The organism is Helicobacter sp. NHP19-003, assembly GCF_019703305.1.
Lineage (GTDB): Bacteria > Campylobacterota > Campylobacteria > Campylobacterales > Helicobacteraceae > Helicobacter > Helicobacter gastrocanis.
The window spans coordinates 433,733-454,421 of record NZ_AP024814.1 but is presented as its reverse complement, the minus strand read 5'-3'; the positions used below and the strand labels follow the sequence as shown (position 1 = coordinate 454,421).

At 49.2% G+C, this 20,689-nt stretch carries 19 protein-coding genes; 11 read left to right on the top strand and 8 right to left on the bottom strand.

Annotation, left to right across the window (positions count from 1 at the left end; translation table 11 throughout):
* Nucleotides 1-73: 73 nt before the first annotated feature.
* From K6J72_RS02430 to K6J72_RS02410, 5 genes are all read left to right on the top strand, one after another.
* Nucleotides 74-442: a PspA/IM30 family protein gene (locus K6J72_RS02430; protein ID WP_221280331.1), complete on the top strand. Its 369-nt coding sequence runs from the start codon at nucleotides 74-76 to the stop codon at nucleotides 440-442.
* A complete protein-coding gene (locus K6J72_RS02425; RefSeq protein WP_221280329.1) occupies nucleotides 439-810 on the top strand; it encodes a hypothetical protein in 372 nt (123 codons plus the stop codon). Before K6J72_RS02430 ends, K6J72_RS02425 begins: the two co-directional genes overlap by 4 nt.
* 552 nt (nucleotides 811-1,362) lie before the next feature.
* Nucleotides 1,363-1,521 (top strand): hypothetical protein, encoded by a 159-nt coding sequence (locus tag K6J72_RS02420; RefSeq protein WP_221280327.1) that lies wholly within the window; start codon nucleotides 1,363-1,365, stop codon nucleotides 1,519-1,521.
* A gap of 16 nt (nucleotides 1,522-1,537) precedes the next feature.
* Nucleotides 1,538-5,404: an Eco57I restriction-modification methylase domain-containing protein gene (locus K6J72_RS02415; protein ID WP_221280324.1), complete on the top strand. Its 3,867-nt coding sequence runs from the start codon at nucleotides 1,538-1,540 to the stop codon at nucleotides 5,402-5,404.
* A 26-nt stretch (nucleotides 5,405-5,430) separates the two neighbouring features.
* Nucleotides 5,431-5,721 carry a hypothetical protein gene (locus K6J72_RS02410; protein WP_221280322.1) on the top strand — a complete coding sequence of 97 codons (291 nt, stop codon included), beginning with the start codon at nucleotides 5,431-5,433 and terminating at the stop codon, nucleotides 5,719-5,721.
* 258 nt (nucleotides 5,722-5,979) lie between these two features.
* Here K6J72_RS02410 and K6J72_RS02405 read toward each other — a convergent pair whose 3' ends face one another.
* From K6J72_RS02405 to K6J72_RS02390, 4 genes are read right to left on the bottom strand one after another with little or no spacing between them, the layout of a single operon-like run.
* Nucleotides 5,980-7,113, bottom strand: a complete 1,134-nt coding sequence (locus K6J72_RS02405) for a Rossmann-fold NAD(P)-binding domain-containing protein (protein ID WP_221280320.1) — start codon at nucleotides 7,111-7,113, stop codon at nucleotides 5,980-5,982.
* Nucleotides 7,107-8,045, bottom strand: a complete 939-nt coding sequence (rocF, locus tag K6J72_RS02400; protein ID WP_221280318.1) for an arginase — start codon at nucleotides 8,043-8,045, stop codon at nucleotides 7,107-7,109. Before rocF ends, K6J72_RS02405 begins: the two co-directional genes overlap by 7 nt.
* 9 nt (nucleotides 8,046-8,054) lie before the next feature.
* Nucleotides 8,055-9,701 (bottom strand): cation acetate symporter, encoded by a 1,647-nt coding sequence (locus tag K6J72_RS02395; protein WP_221280316.1) that lies wholly within the window; start codon nucleotides 9,699-9,701, stop codon nucleotides 8,055-8,057.
* On the bottom strand, nucleotides 9,688-9,999 hold the full coding sequence (locus tag K6J72_RS02390; protein WP_221281068.1) for a DUF485 domain-containing protein: 312 nt from the start codon (nucleotides 9,997-9,999) through the stop codon (nucleotides 9,688-9,690). Before K6J72_RS02390 ends, K6J72_RS02395 begins: the two co-directional genes overlap by 14 nt.
* A 204-nt stretch (nucleotides 10,000-10,203) precedes the next feature.
* On the opposite strand from K6J72_RS02390, the gene pxpA reads away from it, so the two are divergent.
* From pxpA to K6J72_RS02365, 5 genes are read left to right on the top strand one after another with little or no spacing between them, the layout of a single operon-like run.
* Nucleotides 10,204-10,977 carry a 5-oxoprolinase subunit PxpA gene (gene pxpA, locus K6J72_RS02385; protein WP_221280313.1) on the top strand — a complete coding sequence of 258 codons (774 nt, stop codon included), beginning with the start codon at nucleotides 10,204-10,206 and terminating at the stop codon, nucleotides 10,975-10,977.
* Between the two features lie 10 nt (nucleotides 10,978-10,987).
* On the top strand, nucleotides 10,988-11,221 hold the full coding sequence (locus tag K6J72_RS02380) for an acetyl-CoA carboxylase (protein ID WP_221280312.1): 234 nt from the start codon (nucleotides 10,988-10,990) through the stop codon (nucleotides 11,219-11,221).
* Entirely contained in the window at nucleotides 11,222-12,592 is a 1,371-nt protein-coding gene (locus K6J72_RS02375) for an acetyl-CoA carboxylase biotin carboxylase subunit (protein ID WP_221280310.1), read from the top strand. It begins immediately after the preceding gene.
* On the top strand, nucleotides 12,582-13,478 hold the full coding sequence (locus K6J72_RS02370; RefSeq protein ID WP_221280308.1) for a 5-oxoprolinase subunit B family protein: 897 nt from the start codon (nucleotides 12,582-12,584) through the stop codon (nucleotides 13,476-13,478). Before K6J72_RS02375 ends, K6J72_RS02370 begins: the two co-directional genes overlap by 11 nt.
* Nucleotides 13,475-14,449 (top strand): 5-oxoprolinase subunit C family protein, encoded by a 975-nt coding sequence (locus tag K6J72_RS02365; protein WP_221280306.1) that lies wholly within the window; start codon nucleotides 13,475-13,477, stop codon nucleotides 14,447-14,449. The genes K6J72_RS02370 and K6J72_RS02365 overlap by 4 nt, the downstream gene beginning before the upstream one ends.
* Here K6J72_RS02365 and K6J72_RS02360 read toward each other — a convergent pair.
* From K6J72_RS02360 to K6J72_RS02350, 3 genes are read right to left on the bottom strand one after another with little or no spacing between them, the layout of a single operon-like run.
* Nucleotides 14,446-15,960 (bottom strand): mechanosensitive ion channel family protein, encoded by a 1,515-nt coding sequence (locus K6J72_RS02360; protein WP_221280304.1) that lies wholly within the window; start codon nucleotides 15,958-15,960, stop codon nucleotides 14,446-14,448. The two genes, K6J72_RS02365 and K6J72_RS02360, sit on opposite strands and share 4 nt — an antisense overlap.
* On the bottom strand, nucleotides 15,947-16,972 hold the full coding sequence (gene aroB / locus K6J72_RS02355) for a 3-dehydroquinate synthase (protein ID WP_221280301.1): 1,026 nt from the start codon (nucleotides 16,970-16,972) through the stop codon (nucleotides 15,947-15,949). The genes K6J72_RS02360 and aroB overlap by 14 nt, the downstream gene beginning before the upstream one ends.
* Before the next feature lie 3 nt (nucleotides 16,973-16,975).
* Entirely contained in the window at nucleotides 16,976-18,388 is a 1,413-nt protein-coding gene (locus K6J72_RS02350; RefSeq protein WP_221280299.1) for a COG3400 family protein, read from the bottom strand.
* 53 nt (nucleotides 18,389-18,441) lie between these two features.
* Here K6J72_RS02350 and tgt point away from each other — a divergent pair, with 53 nt between their 5' ends.
* The gene (gene tgt, locus K6J72_RS02345; protein WP_221280297.1) at nucleotides 18,442-19,545 is read left to right on the top strand and encodes a tRNA guanosine(34) transglycosylase Tgt; all 1,104 of its coding nucleotides are present in this window, start codon (nucleotides 18,442-18,444) and stop codon (nucleotides 19,543-19,545) included.
* On the opposite strand, the gene ftsZ is transcribed toward tgt, so the two are convergent.
* Nucleotides 19,542-20,675: a cell division protein FtsZ gene (ftsZ, locus tag K6J72_RS02340; RefSeq protein ID WP_221281067.1), complete on the bottom strand. Its 1,134-nt coding sequence runs from the start codon at nucleotides 20,673-20,675 to the stop codon at nucleotides 19,542-19,544. The genes tgt and ftsZ overlap by 4 nt on opposite strands.
* Nucleotides 20,676-20,689 lie beyond the last annotated feature (14 nt).

Sequence of the window (20,689 nt, the reverse complement as noted above, 5' to 3'; positions counted from 1 at the left end):
AAAATAACCCCTATTCTAGCATGTTTTAGTCTGTGCTATAATGTCCTTTTATTTTAAAAGTCAAGGGGCTATTTTGTCAAAGAAAGCGATTTTAGCGGGAGTGTTGTGCGGGAGTGTGTTTTTAGGTTGCAGTGTGTACCAAAGCAGCGACCCCGATGCCACCCCACAACCCCCTAGAAAAGAAAAACCCAGCAAGCAGGCTAAAGAAGAGGCTAAAGAAACCCACGCCCTAGAGCAACAAATTGAGCAGCTCAAAAACGCCGTGGCCACAAATGAGCGCAAAATGGATGCGTTGGACAACAAGCTCAAAACCCCCCACCCCCAAAGCCCCAAGAAAAACCAAAACCACAGCCCCAACCACAAACCCACCAAGCCCCAGCCCCTAAACCCAAGAGTGCCCCCATACACACAAGCGGGCACTTTTTGGTGGGCTATGGGGTGAGCGATGCCGGCGCTAAAACCCCCGAAGACGCGCGCGAGAGTGCCTACTTCAACGCCAGACGGCAACTCACCTTCGCCCTTTACAACCGCCTAAACCAAGCCTTGAGTGCACACCACTGGAAATCCGAGCACTTGCGCAATGTCCTGCTTTTCACCATTGACAAAGCCATAGACAGCCCCCAAATCTACAAAGAAAAAACCCTAATCCCCCTCACCTACTACCACAAAACCTTAATGGTGTTGCTCGTGGATAGTGCGGCGATCGAGCAAATCCGCCAACTCATGCGCACGCAATACCACTTCTCCACCCAGCATTGGCGCTTATTTGACCACTTGCTCTATGGCGTGCAAACCGAGTTGTTGTACTAAAGGGAAACAGGGGGCATTAAACCCCCAAGCCCCCTATTCTTAAACTTTCAAATTTATTCTAAACAAACGCATCGCGTTTGTTTGCGTAGCGTTTGCTGTCCAAGCCGCCCAAGTAAGGGCAAATGCATCGCATTTGCTTCCCCTAGCGTCTCAAGCTAGGGGGCAAACTCCGCAGGACCAGTTGCTTTAGACTTAGTTTTACCCAGAAACGCGCAGCGTTTCATTAAAGTAAAGCGTTTCATAAAATACTGCTTGTCAAAAACACTGATTTATCAAAAGCGTTGCTTTTGTGGTAAAATACCCACACGGAGTTTTTGCTATGATTTTTGGGCATAGCAACTCCTTTTAGAATTAAGGTTCTTGCAAATGCTACACATTTGCTCCCTTGAGCAAGACGGGGCAACCCAATTATAGCCAATTCTCTTTGGGATTGGCGTTTTTTAAGTTTCTTTAAAGTTTTTGTTTGTTTGGCTTCAACCCCCCCATTAACCCCCTTTACGCTACAATACCCCCTTTAACACTTTTCAACACCTAACTAAGGGCGCGCTAAAAATGCAAGACCAAACCAAAAACCAACCCCAAGACCAAACCCCCACCAACCAACAACCCCACCAACCTACACTCATCGACCTACCCACCCCCATATTTTCACCACCAACACCCTTTACACCCCCAGACCTTAAGAGAGCTTGGGCGCATTTATGCCTTTGACACCCACAAACAAGCCATGCAAGAGGCGTTAAAACAAATCCAAGCCCTAAGCCCCAAGTTAGAGCAAGCCATCAAAAGCGACAACGAGCACCAATTAGAGGATAACTTCATCTCACAAGTCCTAGAGATTTTAGGCTGGCAATTTTTACGCCAAGAAGAAAAGGCGTTTCAAGGCAAGAGCTTAAAACCAGACTTCTTGTTATTTGCAAGCCCAAACGAGTTAGAAAGCTACCAAGCCCTAGACAAAGACCAACGGCGCGAAAATCTAGGCTTTAGCGCCATCTTAGAGAGCAAAAAGCCCAGCCAAGAGCTAGACACCCGCAAGGTGCAAGACAACCCCCACCACCAAATCCTAAACTACCTAGACACCCTAGATCACAAATACGGCTTTTTAACCAATGGACGGCTGTGGCGCTTTTACGACACTAACAGACGCACCAGCCACAAGGCGTATTTAGAATTTGACCTAGAGGGCATCTTAAACCCCCAACTCTTCAGCCAACAAGCCCTACAAGCCTTTGAGCTCTTTTACCACCTTTTCAACGCCAATAAGTTTGCCACACGCACCCAAGAAATCAAAGACACTGAAGAAAACGCCATCAATGCCAAGAGGGAGGACTTAGAGCGGGTGATCTTCGCCCGCACAGACGCGCGCCCCATTTTTGAGCAAATCGGCGTGGCTTTGCATGCCAAAAACCAAGAAGCCCCCCTAGACTTGATTTACGAAAACACCCTTTACTTCATCTTTAGATTGCTCTTCATCGGCTACTTTGAGGACAAATACGGCACACTCTTAAAAGCCAAACGCAAGGACTTTAAAAAATATTTGAGCCTAGAGCGGATACTCCAACTCAGTGCCGACCAAGACCCCACCAGCTACGGCGGTATGGGCGAATTAGAAACCCTGTTTAAAATCTACGACAAGGGCAATGCCAACTACAAAATGCCCGTGTTTAACGGCGGGCTGTTCGACTCGTCTAAGACCGCCCTGTTTGACACGGGGCAAATCTTAAGCGACAAAGAATTGCACCAAATCTTAGCCCAACTGCTCTACTTTGGGGACGAAAAACGCAACTACACCAACTTAGGCGTGGCCCAGCTCGGGCGGGTGTATGAAAAACTTTTAGAATTTAAATTCGCCATCGCCACGCAAGACACCTACCTAAGCACGGAGCAAAACGCCACCTTCACCCCCACCAAGCCTACAAAAGGCAACTTCACCACCTACAAAAAAGGCGCGCTTTACTTTAAAAACAACAACAACTCTAGAAAAGCCAGCGGGAGCTACTACACCCCCCAAGACATCACCCGCCACCTAGTGAAAAAAGCCCTAAAGGACTTAAACGCCCAAAACCTAGAGAGTTTTAAGGTGTTAGACAACGCCTGTGGGAGCGGAGCGTTTTTGGTGGAGGCATTAAACCAAGCCAGCAAAATGGCAAGAGAATTTACCTTCACCCCCACATTTAAAAAGGCGTTTGACGCTGAGCGCGCCAAAATCAAAGCCATCGCCAAGACTTACCTAGAAGGCTATGAGCCAGACGACGACGACATCTTAAAACGCCTGTTGTTGAAGAAAATGATTTACGGCGTGGATAAAAACCCTTTCAGCGTGGAGTTAGCCAAATTGTCGCTGTGGATAGACAGCTTCATCTTTGGCACGCCTTTAAGCTTTTTAGAGCACCACATCAAATGCGGAGACGCGTTAATGGGCTGTAGCGTGAAAGAGTTTTTAGCGTGGGCACAAAAGGGCGGGGCAAATCTCTTCAACTCTTCCTTTAGGCAAGAATTGGAAACCTTGCAAGCCGACTTAGGCAAACTTGCCGACATCAAGGACACCGACCAAGACGAAATCCAAGAGTCCAAAGCCCTTTACGCCCAAATCAAGCCCAACCTAGACAAACTCAATTTATACCTAAACTTCTACACCGCCACCCAGCTTGTCAAAGCCCGCAACGACCCCCAAGAACTCAAGTTTTGGAAAGAAAACGCCGAAGGCTTAGAGGGCATTAACCTAGAACTCTTACTCCCCCCACAAGAACGCACCGACCCTAAACTCAAACAAGACCCCGACACCTACGCCAAGTTACGCCAAAAAGTCCAAACCCTAGCCACAGAGTTTCGGTTTTTCAACTACGATTTGGAGTTTGCGGACGCTTTACAAGCCCAAACCCTATTTGCCAGCGGGTTTCACGCCATCATCACCAACCCCCCATGGGAGAAAACCAAATTTGACGAAGCCCAGTTTTTCGCCCCCTTGATAGACAACTACCGCCGTCTAAGCCCCCAAGAAAAACGCCTAGCCCAAGAAAACGCCAAAGCTAAAGACACCAGCCTACAAGCCCAGCTAGAAAAAGAACAAGCCCACGCCAAAACCCTAAGCGAGCACTACAAAGCCCGCTACCCCCTAAACAAAGGGGCAGGCGATAGCAATCTCTTCCGCTTTTTTGTGGAGCGGGATTTGGGCTTATTTAGCGGGCGTTTGTGCCTTGTCGTGCCCGCTGCCCTGATGCTTGAGGAGGGCTCTTTAGCCCTAAGAGAGCACCTACTCACGCACCACAGCCTAGAGAGCTTTGAGAGTTTTGAAAACCGCCAAAAGATTTTTAAAGAGGTGGATAGCCGTTTTAAATTCGCCCTGCTCTGCCTAAAAGCCACCCCCCCAAGCCCTAAGCACCAAATCAACGCCCGCTTTTACTGCACCCATTTAAAAGAGCTAGAGCACCCCGCCCTTGAAATCCCCCAGCAAAGCGTCCTAAACAGCCCCAAGAAGTCCATAAAAGAAATCCACACCCAAGAGGATTTAACCATCTTAGGGCATTTAGAGGCGGGGTTTGCACGGCTTGAGGCGGGGTGGTTAGATTTTAGGCGTGAGCTAGACATGACCAATGATAACGACCTATTCACCCCGATAGGAGAGAAGTGGTTCACCCACGCCCACACAGGCCTGCCCTATAAAGACGAACCCAAAAAGGCGAGAGGAGCAAAAGCCACGCCACCGCAAACGCCCACCGACCAGCTAGAAACCTTCTTACTCTTAGAAGGCAAGCACATACACCAGTTTAACGCTAATTTTGCCAACCCCCGCTATGAGGTGTTAAAGAGTGCTTTAGAGACACGCCTAGAGAGCAAAGAGCAAGCCAGAGCTAAAAAAGCAGGCTACACAGGCGAAACCACCCACGAGCACCGCTATTTTAGGCTAGGGTATCGTGGCATTGCTAGGGATACGGACGAGCGGAGCTTAATCGTGTCGCTACTACCCGCACATTGCACCGCCGGCAACAGCATTTATGTCAGCGTCCCTTACCGCTACACAAGCGAGGGCATACAAGAAACCCCCCTTTTGCAAACCCTTTTTGCGTTAGGCGTGTTGAACTCTCTAGTGATTGACTACTACCTACGCCACTTAACCCAAATCAATATCAACAAGTTTTATATGTTGCAACTGCCTATGCCCCAGCCCACCACCCAAGAAATCCTAACCACCCCAAATTATCTCCAAGTGGCTAAACTTGCCCTAGAATGCCAACTCTTCCACGACCACCAAGCCCACTTCACGCCTTTACTCAGTGCCACGACCGACCCCAAAGGGGGGGACAGGGGGAGAAACGCGGAGCGTTTAAAGCCCCCCCATAATAAGAAAAATACTTTTTCTTCTTTTTCTATAGAAAATGGGATTTTTGAGGGCTTACACGCCCTAGCCCCCCTAGAAATCCCCAAAACCCCCGCACAACTCACCCAAAAACGCGCCGAACTAGACATTTTGATCGCTACAAAAATTTACCGCCTAACCCCCGAGCAATTTCGCCACATCATCAGCACCTTTAGCGTTTTAGCTAAAAAAAACGGGGAATTTGTAAGGGCATTAGAAGAAGCGTTAAAGCCCTAACGGGGCAGGATTATGCGCCCCTAGCGGTGGATTTGGTCCAAACTTTAGCCAATGCCATGCTCTATTATTTGGGCAAGCAGTGGGATCAAATGAACGCCACCATCGCCCAAAACTTCTTAGAATATGCCAACGGGGCGTTTTTAGACCATCTAGTCGCCCTACTAGGGCTCAAGCGTTTCAAAAAAGAGATGCCCTTATCTAGGCTAGAGATCACCGCCAAAAGCCCTTTTGTTTTGCCAAAGAACACGAAATTTGCCAGCACCGATGGGGCGGTCGCGTACACCCTAGAAAAATGCAAGAGATCAACACTGCCTTAAATGCTATCCACATTCAAGGCAAACGCTTGCCTGATTTTGTGCAGGCGTATTCGGGCGTGGAAAGCCCTCTTAAAAAGTGAGGGTAAAAGTTAAAGCCTGTCCCCAACAAAAAGTTAAAGTTGGCATTAATGGAGTTTAAGTCCTTATTTTAAGAGTGTCCAAAAATTGTATATGGATGCATCCCTACCTCTGTGCCCACCTAAGTCCTAAAACTAAATCCATTCTCAAATGCTCCTTCTCGATGCCAAAAACAAGTGCTTAAAGGCTCTTTAGCACGGCGCAAGGGTCCATAAAGGGCAAGTTAAACGCCCTAGCGATCCCCTCTTGGGTGAGATAGCCCTGATAGGCACTAAGCGCGCCTAGCGTGTTGGCGACCTCTTTGGTGTTTGCGCTTAAAAAGCTTTTGAGCCCATGCTCTAAGAAGTGGCGCAAATAGGGCAAACTCGCTTGACTGTAGGCGATAGAGCTTGTTTTGGCCACCACGCCTGGCATGTTCGGTACGCCATAGTGGATCAAGCCCTCTTGCAAATACACGGGCTGCGAGTGGCTCGTTTGGTGGATCGTTTCCACACAACCGCCCAAATCGCAAGCCACATCCACCACCACACCGCCCTTTTGCATCAATGATAAATGGCGTTTTAAAATGACTTTAGGCGTGCTTGTGGCGGTGATCAAAACCGCCCCCACAAGCCCCACCGCCCCACTTAGGGCGTATTCAATGTTTGCCTCATGCACGGCTAAAATCTCTAGGTGGTAGAGCTCTTTGTAGGGATGGTTTTGGAGTTTCAAAGGGTCGATCTCGAGCACCACCACCCGCGCCCCCGCTTGGCTTAAGAATTTGGCCGCCTCCAAACCCACCACGCCCCCCACGACCACGACTTTCACCCTAGCCTGCCCGCTCAAACCGCCTAAGAGCACCCCCAGCCCAAAGACCCCGGGCAAATGCTCTAGGGCTAGCAAATAATGTTGCACCAAGTGGGCGGCGAGTTGTCCTGCCACCACGCTCATGGGGGCAAGCACAGGGTAGTTGTTCTTAGGGCCAGCTAGGGTTTCCGTGCAAAGGGAAGTGATTTTTTTATCAATGAACATCTGCGCTAAGGACTTGTTGTAGGCTAAATCTAGGTAGCTAAAGAGAGTTGTCCCCTCTGCTAGTAGGGAATACTCGTGCTCCAAAGGCTCTTTGCACTTTGCCACCACGCTTTGTGCCCACGCCTCTTCACGCTTTACGATTTGCGCCCCTGCTTGCTTGTAGTCTTCATCGTGATACCCACTCATCAGCCCCGCTCCCTCTTCAACCAGCACTTTAAAATATGGGGTGATTTGCGCCACATCGTGGGGGACTAAGCCCACCCTAAACTCAAAATCCATGCTTTCTTTGACGAGCCCTAACATTTGCCCTCCACCACACACACAACATCTTCTAAAAGCCCCCAAATGACCTCTTCATCAGGGTTAGACCCGTCCCACAGCTCGGGGTTGTACTCGGTGAGTTCCACGCCCACTAAGCGCTCTTTAAACGCCCTTAAAAGCCCGTTTAACAGCTCTTTTAATTCCTTTGGGGTTAGTCCGTTGTTCTCCCTCACCCCTGTGGAGCTAAAAATCTTGCCGTCTAAAACATCGATGTCTAAGCTCAAATACACCATATCCACGCCCTCTAAGTGTCTAAGACTTTGCGCCACCACGCTGGGCATGTTCTCTCTAATCTCAGCCACGCTAAAAAGGGGGATTTCACAATCTTTGATCATTTTGCGCTCGCCAGCCTCCGCACTGCGCACACCAAAATAAACAAGGTGCTTGGGGTTAAACTCTAGTGCCCCTCTAGGTAGGTCTAGGGCGCATAGCCTCTCCCAATACTCGATTTCTTGGGCATTTAGAGCGTTTTTCCCTGAGTGGACTTTGTTTAAAACCATGCCAAGGGGCATGCCATGCAAATTGCCCGAGTCGCTGTCATAAGCCGTGTGTATGTCGGCGTGTGCATCTATGTATAAAATACCTATGGTTTTATTCGGGTGTACTGAGCGCAAAGCTTGCACAATGCCAAACGCTCCCGAGTGTTCGGCACTTAAAATCACAGGAAAGTCCCCCCTTTTAAACACTGCCCGCATGCTAGGGATGAGGCTGTCCTTGCAAAAAAAGTAATAATCTTCAAAGTTTTTGGCAAATCTAAAAAAATCTTGTAAAAAACATTGCTTTTGGCGGATCAAGACCATGTGCTCGCTGATCTCAGGGTACTTTTCAAGCAGCCTTTCTTTCAGCCTAAGTATCCCCACACTGCTCCCGTGTTTGCTCGCCCCAATCTCGGCGGTTAAAGTCGTTAAAATCATGAAATCTCCTCAATGTTGGCTTGCGCCTGAAATCCCCACTCCGCTTTGCGCCCTAAAATCTTGTGCGCTAAAGCCCGCCCTGTCTAGCTGCGCCCTTAGACTTTGATCGCATTTAGAAATGGCGTAAATCAAAATAAAAGTCAAGGGCATGGAAAAGAGAGCGGGGTGGTCGTAGGGGAAAAGGGCGTGGGCGTGCCCTAAGCTCTTCACCCAAATACTAGGGCTCAAAACCACCATCAGCACCACCGCCAGCCAGCCGACAAGCCCGCCCCAAAATGCGCCCTTTGTGGTGAGATTCTTCCAATAAATGCTTAGAAACAAAATGGAGAAATTCACGCTCGCGGCGATTCCAAAAGCCAAGCCCACCATAAAGGCGACATTTTGGTTTTCAAAGACAAGCCCTAGCACAATCGCCAAAAGCCCGATCCCGATAGTCGCACCTTTGGTAACGCGCATTTCCAATTTAGGATCACACACGCCATTTTTAAACGCATGCACGAATAAATCATGCCCGATCGCTCCAGCTCCAGAGATCGCCAGCCCTGAAACTACGGCTAAAATCGTGGCGAAGGCGACCGCTGAGATGAACCCTAAAAACACATCGCCCCCGATCACCCCGGCTAGGTTAATGGCGACCATGTTTTTCACTCCATTATACACCCCATTAGGCCCCACAAACTCCGGGTGGGTGTAAAGCAGGGCGATCGCCCCAAATCCGATGATAAAAGTGAGGATATAAAAGTAGCCGATCAAAGTCGTGGCGTAAAAAACCGACTTGCGCGCTTCTTTGGCATCCTTGACCGTGAAAAAACGCATTAAAATATGGGGCAAACCTGCCGTGCCAAACATTAAAGCCAGCCCTAAAGAAATGGCAGAAGCGGTGTTGGGCAAAAAAGTCCCGGGCGCCATGATCGCCTCGCCTTTAGGGTGGTGCTTGATCGCTTGAGAAAAGTAGTGGCTAAGATCAAACTTGGTTAGGTATAAGATCATCACCGCCATGAAAGTCGCTCCCAAAAGGAGCAAGATCGCTTTGATGATCTGCACCCAAGTGGTGGCGTGCATGCCGCCAAAGGCGACATAACAGATCATCAAAATCCCCACCAAGACCACTGCCACACTGTAGGGCAGACCAAAGAGAAGTTGTATGAGTTGGCCTGCCCCCACCATTTGGGCGATCAAATAAAAGACCACCACGCTTAAAGCCGAAATGGCGGATAGAATGCGAATGGGCTTGGCTTCTAGGCGGTAGGCGGTGATGTCGGCGAAGGTGAATTTGCCTAAGTTGCGGAATTTCTCGGCGATCAAAAACAAAATGATCGGCCAGCCCACCAAAAAGCCCACCGAATAAATCAAGCCATCAAAGCCATTTGTAAAGACCAAAGCTGTGATGCCTAAAAAACTCGCTGCACTCATAAAATCGCCCGCAATGGCGGTGCCGTTTTGCAGTCCCGTGATGCTCCCTCCGGCGGTGTAAAATCCGCGCGCACTTTGACTCTTTTTGCTCGAATAGTAGGTGATGCACAGAGTGCTTAGCACAAAGAGCGCAAACATGGCGACAGCGGTGGGGTTGAACTCTTGCTTTTGCACCTGCATAGGTGCTAACCCCGCCCCACTAAGGGCACTCACACCCAAAAAAATTAAACTAAGCCATGCCATTTTGTAGCTCCTTTAATGCCCCGCTCTCTTGGAGTTTGTTTAAGATTTGGGCTTGGCGGGTGTCAAAATGCTCGTTGGCTAAAAAGGTGTAAAGCCCCGTTAGAGCGATACATAGCAGAATTAAGAACGCCCCCGCCACAATGCCTAGCGTGATCGCACTAGGACCTAGGCGGTAAGCCAACACTTGGGGGAAGAGCCCGATGCCTAGCACAAAGGCGTAGTAACACAGAAAGACAACCCCCGCTAAAACCCACGAAACTTTTTGCCGCAACGTCACAAAGGCTTTAAACTCAGCGATCGCTTCTTACATGCCACTCCTTTCGTTTTTTGGCATATTAGCTAGATTAAATAACCACACGCCCCGAGCCGGCTTTTTAAAAAGCTTTCAAAAAGGGGTTTGGGGGGTTTGGTAACGCTTGGTAGCCTGAAGGTTTATTTTAAAAGCCTAGATTTTAAGTGTTGTTGTTTCTGTGCCATACTTGGGTTTTCACAAAGGAGAGACATGAAAACAGAGATTGATTTAAACAGCGACATGGGCGAGTGTTTTGGACCTTGGATCATCGGCGATGGCGTAGATGGTGAGATCATGCAACTCATCAGCAGTTGCAATATCGCCGCGGGCTTTCACGCTAGCGACCCAAATATCATGCGACACTCTGTAGAGAACGCCCTAAAATATGGGGTAGAAATCGGGGTGCACCCGGGCTTTAGGGATTTGGTGGGCTTTGGGCGTAGGCACATGGTGGCTAACCCTGTAGAGCTCACCAACGACTGCCTTTACCAAATGGGGGCACTGCAAGCCTTTTTGCACTTGCTGGGCGGACATTTGCACCACTTCAAACCGCATGGCAGTCTATACATACACGCCAGCAAGGATCGCGATTTTTCTTATGCATTGATCAGCACTTTACACAAATACAACCCCCATTTACCCATTTATTGCATGGAGAACACCCAAACGCATGCGGTGGCTAAGGAGTTGAAACACCCCTTTGTGCGGGAGTTTTACGGGGATCGCGACTATGGCGATGATGGGCAGTTGGTGATGGTGCGCCGGGCGCGGGCCTACACCCCTGAGGAAGTCGCCCAAAAAGTCTTGCAAGCGTGCGAGCAGGGCAGCGTGCAAAGCGTGAGCGGCAAGACGATCAGCGTGGATTTCGACTCGGTCTGTATCCACAGCGACACGCCCGGAGCCCTAGCTCTCATACAAGCCACACGCAAGCTCTTAGAAGAAAAGGACATCAAAATCCAAAAACCCAAAATCCACACCGCTTAAAGGAGAAAGCATGCATGAAGTCATTAGCCCCATACCCGGAACTTTTTACAGAAAGCCCAACCCCGATGCCGCCCCCTTTGTAGAAGTGGGATCACAAGTCCAGCCCGACACCACGCTCTGCCTTGTGGAAGTGATGAAAACCTTTAATGAGATCAAAGCCGAAGTGGCGGGCAAGATCGTAGAGATCAAGGCTGAGAACGAACAATTTGTCAATCCCGGCGATGTGCTCTTTGTGGTGGGCTAAATGGCACACACACCCCGCAAGATTTTTAAGGTGCTTGTGGCTAACCGCGGTGAAATTGCCGTGAGGATTATCCAAGCCGCCCACGAGTTAAACATGCAAGCCGTGGCGATTTACACAGACGCAGACGCGGGCAATTTGGCTTGTCAATTAGCCGATGAGAGCTATAGAGTGGGCGAGAATTTAGCCTATAAGAGCTATTTGAATATCGAAAATGTGCTAAAAATCGCCAAAGAGGCAAAAGTCGATGCCATACACCCCGGCTATGGCTTTTTGAGCGAGAACGCCGCATTTGCTAAAAAAGTTGAAGAGGCGGGCATTATCTTTGTCGGTCCTAGTAGCGACACCATCGCCACAATGGGGGATAAAGCCAAAGCCCTAGAGCAGGCGAAAAAAAGCCAAGTGCCTACCATGCCAAGTACCCCCGTTTTGCAAGATTTAAAGCAAGCCCTAGAGCAGGCAGAGCAGATCGGCTACCCCCTACTCATCAAAGCCATTGCCGGGGGCGGGGGCAAGGGCATTAGATTTGTCGCCAATGAAAAGGCTTTAAAAGAGCAGTTTAATGTCGCCATAGCAGAAGCCACGAGCGCCTTTGGCAATGGGGGGGTGTATTTAGAAAAATACCTAGAAAATGCCAAGCATATTGAGGTGCAGGTGCTAGGCGATGGCGAGAATGTCATACACCTTTACGATCGCGAATGCTCCATGCAACGCCGCCGCCAAAAGGTGCTAGAAGAAGCCCCAAGCCCGAGTTTAGACAGCCAAACAAGAGAGGCTTTATGTGCCTGTGCTTTGCGTATGGCACAAGAAGTGGGCTATAAGGGGGCGGGGACTTTGGAGTTTTTATACGACTCAAAAAGCAAGGGGTTTTACTTCTTAGAAATGAACACAAGGATACAAGTCGAGCACGCCATTACAGAGATGGTTACGGGCGTGGATTTGGTCCGCCAAATGCTACGCATTGCCGATGGCGAGCCTTTAGCCTATAAACAGAGCGACATAAGTTTAAGGGGGCACTCCATAGAGGTGCGGATCAATGCCGAAGACCCGCAGAATAATTTCTTCCCAAGCCCCGGGCAAATCACCAAATTACAATGCCCCACAGGCTCAGGCATTCGCCTAGATAGTATGCTCTTTAGTGGCCGCACCATCCCCCCCTTTTACGACTCGCTCGTGGCTAAACTCATCGTCTATGACCAAACCCGCCCCTTTGCTCTAAGTAAGCTTAAAAGGGCATTAGGGGAGTTTAAGATAGAGGGGGTGAAGACCACAATCGGGCTGTTTAAAAAGCTCATCGCCCACGAAAGGGTGCAGGCGGGCGATTACAGCATCCATTTTTTAGAAGACTATATAGGAGGCAAGTATGGGGTTTAGATACAGCTTTGGGGGGGACACTTTTTTATTCGTGGAGGTGAGTGAAGAGGGCATGTCCTTAGAGGCGTTTTTCTTAGCGATGGCGATTTGCAAGAAACTAAGGGCAATGCAAGTGAAGGGCATTACAGAGATTTGCCCGGCGAATGCGTCCTATATGATCGCCTTTGACCCGGACATTTTACCCCACGAGAAAGCCCTAGAGATTTTAAAATCCCTAGAGCAAGAGGTCGTAGGCACACAAACCACAATCCAAACCCGCTTGATAGAAATGCCCGTGCTTTACAACGACCCCTATACCCACGCGTGCCTAATGGGCTTTCGTAATAACCATCAGTGCAGAGAGCCCGGCTCTACTCTAGACCCGAATATGACAGACATAGAATACGCTCGCCAAATGAATGGGTATGCAAGTGTTGAAGAGTTCATCAAGGCACACGCCGAAAGCCCATGGTTTGTGAGCATGATAGGCTTTGTCGCCGGCTTGCCATGGCTTTATCAGCTAGTGGAGCGGGCTAAACAAATTGAAGTGCCTAAATACCCCATCGCCCGCATAGACACCCCGGCTTTAACCATCGGGCATGGGGGGTGCTTTGGGTGCATTTACGCCGTGCGTGGGGGGGGCGGGTATCAAATGATGGGCATCACCCCCGCCCCCGTGTGGGACCCTAAACAACGCTTGCCCTACTTCAAAGAGAGCATGGTGTTTTTAAACCCGGGGGACATCATCAAGTTTAGCCCATGCACTGAAAGTGAATACAACGCCTATGTCAAGCAAGTAGAAGAAGGGACTTTTGATTTAAAAATCCGCCAAACGCCCTTTTCTTTGCAAGAGTGGCAGGCTGACCCAAAAGGCTATAACCAAGAAATACTAAAGGCTTTGGCATGAATACTTTTAAAGTTTTAAGCCCGGGGATTGCGACCTTTGTGGAGGATTTGGGGCGGTATGGCTACTACCATTTGGGTATTCCGCCCGGGGGGGCATTGGATCAAGCGTCCTTCATTGTGGCGAATGCCCTTGTGGGTAATGATAAAAACACCGCAGGGCTAGAAATGGCACTCATGCCGGCAAAATTAGAGTTTGAAAAAGAAGCCGTGGTGGCGGTGTGCGGGGCTGAGACCACGCCTAAAATCAATGGGGTAGAGATGCCTAGCCACACCGCCTTAAAAGTGCCCGCCGGGGGGGTGTTGGAGTTTAGCTATTTTAAAAAGGGGGCTAGGGCGTATTTAGCCATTGCCGGGGGGGTTGATGTCCCCCTTGTGATGGGCTCTCGCTCCACTTACCCCCTAGGCGGGATCGGGGGCTTTAAGGGACGCAAATTAGAAGCCGGGGACATTCTGCCCATCGGCACCCCCACAGGCAAGCCTAGCCCTAAGAGCCTAGATAAGAGCTACCATTTAGAACTTAAAGAGATTGAAGAGCTAAGGGTGGTGCTAGGACTACAAGATTACAAGCTCACAGAGCAGAGCCTAGAAAATCTTTTTAAAGATATTTTTGTGGTCTCCACGCAGGCGGATAGACTAGGTTATCGCTTTAAAAACGGGCAGAAGTTCAATTATAAAGACTTGCCCCAACCCTTTGGGGCGGGGGCAAACCCTAGCAATATCACAGACGCTTGCTATCCCGTAGGCTCGATGCAAGCCCCGGGGGGCAATGAGCCCATCGTGCTTTTAAGGGACGCACCTAGTGGCGGGGGCTTTGCGATGTATTGCACCTTAATCAGCTGTGATTTAGACCGCTTGGGGCAGTTTGCCCCCAACCAACAAGTGCGGTTTAAATCGGTCAGTTTGCAAGAAGCCTTGCAGGCGAGAAAGGCGTATCAAGCCCGCATTAAGGCAATGGTGGAGAGTTTGGCTTAATCCATGTCTATTTGCTTGGTTTGCACTTCTTTAAGGGCTTGGCTTAAAAAGATGTCGTTGGTCTTTAAGAAGGCTTGCACAATGGCGGTGGAGATGGTGGATTGCAAAGACAAGGTGCTGTAAGCGTTGGTTAGATAGGACACATACAGGCGCATTCCCTCCTTTTCTGCCATAAGGAAGACTTTTGGGTCTGTTTCAATGGAGCGTAGGGCGTATTTGGCCCGCATTTTACTAAGTTGTGTGGCTGTGGTTTGGCTGTACTCTTTGGAGTACTTGGTGGCGATTTGGGTGGCAATTTGTACAGCCCTTTCGTGGTTGGAGTCAAAGGTTAGGAAAAACTCCACGCTGTCCCATATGGTCTTTAGTCCTAAGTGGCTGTAATTAGTGAGCAAGCCATTGAAAATGCAATTATTGGGGACAAAGACAATGCGCCCGGCCCGCCCGTTGTTTTTTAGATAGGTTGTGAGCGTTACGGCTTCAAACAGCGTGATGTAGAGCATGGAGATGTCGAGCACATCACCCACATACACGCTGCCATCCTTAGACACTTTCACCCGATCGCCTACATGCACGCTCCCCTTTAGGATAATCGTGAGCCAGCCTAGCACGCTCATGAATAAATCCCGCATGGCAATGGCAAAACCTGCGCCCACGAAGCCTAGCATGGTGAAAAGGTAGGACACATTTTCTAAGTAAGCAAAGAGAAAAATCAGCACCACGACATTGACATTGATAAAATTGATCGCCTTGTTGATGGTGTAGGCGCGTTCATCGTTGTAAAGGTATTTGTGGCTGAGGTGCTTTAGCATCCATGCTAAGACAACACTAGCGCACACCACAAGCAAGACATACAAGAGTTTAAAGATTTGGTCTTTGATTTGGGCTTTAAGGTTTTGGGTTGTTTCGTCCATGTCCTTTTTGTAGGCATCTAGGTTGGCTTTGAGCAGATTTCGTGCGCTCTCAAATTCAATTTGTTTGGTCTTTTCAGCATATAGGGGGGCCTGCCATTTGCTTGGCTCTAGCTCTTGCAATTCTTGCAAGATTTTTAGGCGTTCGTGGATAGTAGAAATGATTTGCGCTAAAGACTTTTGGTGTTGCTCTAAAGTGGCGAGTTTGGCGCGCATGGCCTTAACGAAAGATAAGCCCGTTACAATGGCCAAGGGGTTGTTTATGTTGGGCACATTGGCGATGGCGGGCTTTTCTATTAAGCCTTTAAAGGGGTTGCTCTTGTAGGATTCGAGCAATTTTTCCTGATGTTGTAAGGTTTGCAGGCTGTGCTTCAAGCTATTGGCCTCTAGGCTATTTGCATCTAGCTTTTTTAGGCTGTTTTGGATTTTGGCAATTTCTAAAGAGATTTTGCCATAGTCCTCAAAGTTTTTATACTTTTGCAGCCACACGCTGTCTGTCTTTTCTAGCTTTTTGGCAAGACCATCCAGCTTACTGACGAGGTCAGGCACACTCTCGGCAAACAAAAAGCCAAAGATCAACAACAACACACTAAAGCCACGCATGCAACGCCTCCTTTAAAGTAGATTTATCCATATCCTCCCTTGCCACAAACGCTCCTAAACCTTTTGGCAAGATAAAGCAAATGCCCTTGGTGTTTTTTTTATCCATTTGTAAATCCTTGTAAAAACTTTCAAAATCCGCAATGTGGTAGGGCAAATCTAGCCCATAGGTTTTCAGCAATGCCTGTATGCGCTCTTGTGTGGCTTGCTCTAATAGCCCTAGTTTTAGCGCCAAAGCATTAGCCATTTGCATGCCAATCGCCACCGCCTCGCCGTGCAAATGCGTGCTGTAAGCACCCGCCTTTTCAATGGCATGGGCGAAGGTGTGCCCATAATTAAGCCCCCTGCGCAAACCCTCTTCTTTTTCATCTTGCGCCACAACACTCGCCTTGATCGCTACGCTTTTGTAAATGCCCAGCTCTAGGTGTTGTTCTAAAGGGTGGCTTTCAAGCCATTTAAAATAATCCTTATCAAAGCACACGGCTTTTTTAACCATCTCGGCCATGCCTGCCTTAAACTCCCGCTTTGGCAGGGTTGTTAAAAATAAGGGGTCAATATGCACGGCTCTTGGGGGGTGAAACGCCCCGATCAGGTTTTTGCCGTATTTGTTGTTAATGCCTGTCTTGCCCCCCACGCTCGCATCCACTTGGGCCAAAAGCGTGGTCGGCACGATTTGAAAGGCGATGCCCCTTTTATAAATGGCGCTGGCAAAGCCCACCATATCGCTCACCACTCCCCCCCCCAAAGCCAACATTAAATCCTTACGGCTCAAGTTGGCTTGGAAGGCGGACTCTAAAATCCCCTCTATGCCCTGCCATGTCTTGTGTTCCTCCCCACTTGAGATCATGTGGGTGAAAATGTGGGGGGCTTTAAGTTTGCTTAATAGAGTGTTTAAATGCAGGGGGGCAACTATAGAGTCGCTAACGACTAAAACCTTGCTCGCATGGGTGATTTGTTCTAAATTACCGATACACACGGGGTAGCTAAAGTCTTTGGTCTGTATGTCTAATCGCATGGGTCACTCCACTACCGGGATAAACATTTGGGGGTGGGTGTCGTTCAAAAACGCCACCCGCTCCAACTTAGCAAAAAACAGCCCCCAAAAGGGGTTCTTGGTGATGCACGATTCAAAGGGCAAGAACTGCAAAATGGGGGTTTCAAGGCTATTTAAAAACAGCACGGGGTTTTTACTTTGGGTACGGATCACTTTGATCCTCCTGTTGTAAATGTGGGATAGGTAGCGGTAATTTTGGATCACCTCGACATTGTAGCGTTTATCAGGGTCAAAGTCGTAGAGCAACATCTTTAAATCCATCTGTGCGCACACATCAAACATCACCGAGGAAATGTCCTCGTTGCTCTCCATGCTTTGGTTCAGTACAACTAAGCTTTTTCGTAGCCCCTTGAGCCCTGTGGCGTTGGTTTTAAAGATGGGGCTCACGCTCTCAAACAACGCTCTGCGGTTCTCTTGGCGTTTAAAAATCTCTTTGCCGACCACCACAAGCCCAATTTTCTTTTGGCTATCTTGGCGTAGTTTTGCCGCAAAACTGCGCCCCCTAAAGTCCAACACCACCCGAATGTTCTTGTTCTCAGTGGCGCGGATTTGCTCGATCGTGGCGGTGTCTGTGGGGTTGAGCACATGGATATAGAGCATGGTGCTTTTGAGTTGGCTGTGCAAGGCTAACGCTTGGTCTATGTCGCGTTGCAAGGCCTCTTTGCTCTGCAGACACATGTCAAGGTATAAATAGAAATCCCGCCCAAAAGGCACGGGAAACTGCCCTACATTGCTTTTGACCTGCAAGTAGACATTATTTAAAGTTTCAGGATTGCCCGCCACCAAGAGCTGATCTCTGGGTTGGATCACCATTGAAGGGTGGCTTAGGTAAAACCCGTTCTTGCGATAAACCCCCACAATGCGGTAGTCCTTTTGGCGTAAAGATCCTATGTGGCGGTAGGCAAAGACGCTCCCAAAAGGCACGCCGATCTCCATAAGTTCGCCCTGCTCTAGTCCGAAACCCTGCGGGACGCTGGGCACATTAGGGATGTTGGCAATAAATTTATTGGCGATGATTTCACTCGGGTTTAACAACACCACCCGTTCGTCTTTGACCCCCTCCCACTTTTGCGCCAAGCTCACAAGGCGCACTTCTTTATTCTTCTGCCTAATGATCTCACACACCGCCTGTTGCTCTTTAATGTCCTCTAGCAAAACAAAGACATCACTCACATGGGCATCTATGAGCGGGTTGAGGCGGTAGACAGAAGTGGGGTCAAAAATGTGTAACTCAAAGGTGCTAGGCAAACTTGGGGGCAAGCACTCGGGGGACTTGGTAACGACTAAGTAAAAATTATTGCTGAAATACTTCGACACCACCAATTCCATGAATTTTTTGGCGACCACGCCCTCAACAATCAAGGCAACTTTTTTCAACCCGCATTTCCCGACATTTTCGGCTATTATAACTAAAAAGATCAAGGTTAAAAATGGATTTTACCCTAAATGGTGTAGACAAAAGAGCGCGCGCGGGGACTTTAAAATTGGCGCACGGCGTGGTGCCAACCCCCATTTTCATGCCTGTAGGCACGCAAGCGAGCGTGAAAAGCCTAGATGCGATAGATTTACAAGTGCATTTAAACGCTCCCATCATTTTAGGCAACACCTACCATTTATACTTAAGACCGGGGGCAAATCTCATTAAAAAGCTGAGCGGATTGCACGGCTTTAGCCAGTTTCAGGGCAATTTTTTAACCGACAGCGGGGGGTTTCAAGCTTTTTCTCTCAAGCACAACACCAAAGCCCACGCTGAGGGCATTGTGTTTAAATCCCACATTGATGGGAGTTTGCACCTTTTTGCCCCCCAAAAAGTGCTAGACATCCAGTACGCCCTCAACAGCGACATTTGCATGGTGCTTGATGATTTAGTGGGTTTGCCCGCCCCATACGATCGATTAAAGCGCGCTGTAGAAAAAACCACAGAGTGGGCAAGAGCAAGCCTAAAACACCACCAAACCTACGCCGGAGAGACAAACCACATTTTTGCCATTGTGCAGGGCGGAACTGACCCTAACCTGCGCCGCCAAAGCGCATTAGAGCTAGGAGCTTTGGACTTTGATGGCTATGCGATCGGGGGGCTGGCGGTGGGTGAAAGCGCAACTGAAATGCAAGACACGATCGCCCACACTACGGAGTTTCTTGCCACAAACAAACCCCGCTACTTAATGGGGGTCGGCACACCGCAAGACATCCTAAACGCCATTGAGCTGGGCGTGGATATGTTTGATTGCGTGATGCCCACAAGAAACGCGCGCAATGGCACACTTTTTACGAGTCTTGGCAAACTCTCCATAAAAGCACGGGCACAAAAAGAGAGCGATGCCCCCCTAGACCCTAAATGTGGGTGCTATACCTGCAAACACTACTCTAAAGCCTACTTACACCACCTATTTAAAGCTAGGGAGTTGCTCTACTTTCGCTTAGCGAGCCTACATAATCTGCACTTTTACTTAGAGTTAGTTAGGGGAGCTAGGGCGGCGATTTTAAGGGGAGAGTATGGGGCTTACAAAGCCCGCATGCTTTCAGTTTATTAGTCTTTTTGGTGGCGCAAATAGGCAGGGATATCTAAATCTACATTTTGGTAGTCATCCCCCCCGCTGGCTAGGCGCAAGCCCCCTAGCGTGTTTTTAGACAAATTGGGCGTGCTTTCGGGCTTGGACTCGGGCTTGTGTTCTTCTTGTTTTTCAAAGCCTGTGGCGACAATCGTGACTTTGATTTGGTCGGTGGGCATGTTTGGTGAAGTGCAAGTACCAAAGATCACCTCAGCATCATCATCTGCCATGTCGTTGACCGTACCCATAGCGGCGTGGACTTCGGCTAGGGGATATTCAGGGTGGCACTCAAAGTTCACCAAAACCCCCATCGCCCCATTGATGGAGATGTTGTCAAACAAGGGCGAAGTGATGGCGTTTTCCACCGCTACCGTGGCAGCGTTCACCCCTGTAGCCTCCCCGATCCCCATTAAAGCCAAACCCTTATGCCCCATCACGGTTTTAAGGTCAGCAAAGTCCACATTGATGTCGTTCGTGCCATAGTCAATGATCATCCCAGAAATCCCATTGACGGCCTTGGCTAGGACATTATCCACTTCTTTAAAGCTGTTGCGCATGCCCATGCTTTTTTCAATATAGCCCATGAGCCGCTCATTAGGGATCACTACGATCGAGTCGCTCACTGCCTTTAATTCCTTCAAGCCCTCTTCGGCGACTTTGGCGCGCTTCTTGCCCTCAAAGCTAAAGGGTTTGGTGACCACTGAAACGGTCAGCGCCCCCGCATCCTTAGCCACCTGGGCGATCACCGGGGCTGCCCCTGTACCTGTGCCCCCACCAAGACCTGCCGAGATAAACACAAGGTCTACCCCACTCACCGCTTCTTTGATGGCCTCTATGCACTCTTGGGCGGCTTGTTTGCCGATCTCAGGGCGCATGCCAGCCCCCCTACCCCCCGTGAGCTTTTCGCCTAAGCGGATTTTATTTTTTGCATTTGAAGCCTTGAGAGCTTGCCCATCTGTGTTGGCGACAATCAAGGTGATGTCCTTGTAAGTACCCGTGGCGATCAAATGGGCGATCATGTTCGAGCCGCCGCCCCCCACGCCGATCACGACAATTTTAGCCCCGTTTGTTTCAAAAACCTCTTCTACGCCTATGTCTTCTTCGTGCACCATCGCCACAACTCATC

Excerpts from the sequence above, each read along its gene's own strand:
- K6J72_RS02420 (WP_221280327.1), top strand. The coding sequence starts at position 1,363 with ATGCAAGACCAAACCAAAAACCAACCCCAAGACCAAACCCCCACCAAC.
- K6J72_RS02415 (WP_221280324.1), top strand. The coding sequence starts at position 1,538 with ATGCAAGAGGCGTTAAAACAAATCCAAGCCCTAAGCCCCAAGTTAGAG.
- K6J72_RS02405 (WP_221280320.1), bottom strand. The coding sequence starts at position 7,113 with ATGTTAGGGCTCGTCAAAGAAAGCATGGATTTTGAGTTTAGGGTGGGC.
- rocF (WP_221280318.1), bottom strand. The coding sequence starts at position 8,045 with ATGATTTTAACGACTTTAACCGCCGAGATTGGGGCGAGCAAACACGGG.
- K6J72_RS02395 (WP_221280316.1), bottom strand. The coding sequence starts at position 9,701 with ATGGCATGGCTTAGTTTAATTTTTTTGGGTGTGAGTGCCCTTAGTGGG.
- pxpA (WP_221280313.1), top strand. The coding sequence starts at position 10,204 with ATGAAAACAGAGATTGATTTAAACAGCGACATGGGCGAGTGTTTTGGA.
- K6J72_RS02380 (WP_221280312.1), top strand. The coding sequence starts at position 10,988 with ATGCATGAAGTCATTAGCCCCATACCCGGAACTTTTTACAGAAAGCCC.
- K6J72_RS02375 (WP_221280310.1), top strand. The coding sequence starts at position 11,222 with ATGGCACACACACCCCGCAAGATTTTTAAGGTGCTTGTGGCTAACCGC.
- K6J72_RS02370 (WP_221280308.1), top strand. The coding sequence starts at position 12,582 with ATGGGGTTTAGATACAGCTTTGGGGGGGACACTTTTTTATTCGTGGAG.
- K6J72_RS02365 (WP_221280306.1), top strand. The coding sequence starts at position 13,475 with ATGAATACTTTTAAAGTTTTAAGCCCGGGGATTGCGACCTTTGTGGAG.
- K6J72_RS02360 (WP_221280304.1), bottom strand. The coding sequence starts at position 15,960 with ATGCGTGGCTTTAGTGTGTTGTTGTTGATCTTTGGCTTTTTGTTTGCC.
- aroB (WP_221280301.1), bottom strand. The coding sequence starts at position 16,972 with ATGCGATTAGACATACAGACCAAAGACTTTAGCTACCCCGTGTGTATC.
- tgt (WP_221280297.1), top strand. The coding sequence starts at position 18,442 with ATGGATTTTACCCTAAATGGTGTAGACAAAAGAGCGCGCGCGGGGACT.
- ftsZ (WP_221281067.1), bottom strand. The coding sequence starts at position 20,675 with ATGGTGCACGAAGAAGACATAGGCGTAGAAGAGGTTTTTGAAACAAAC.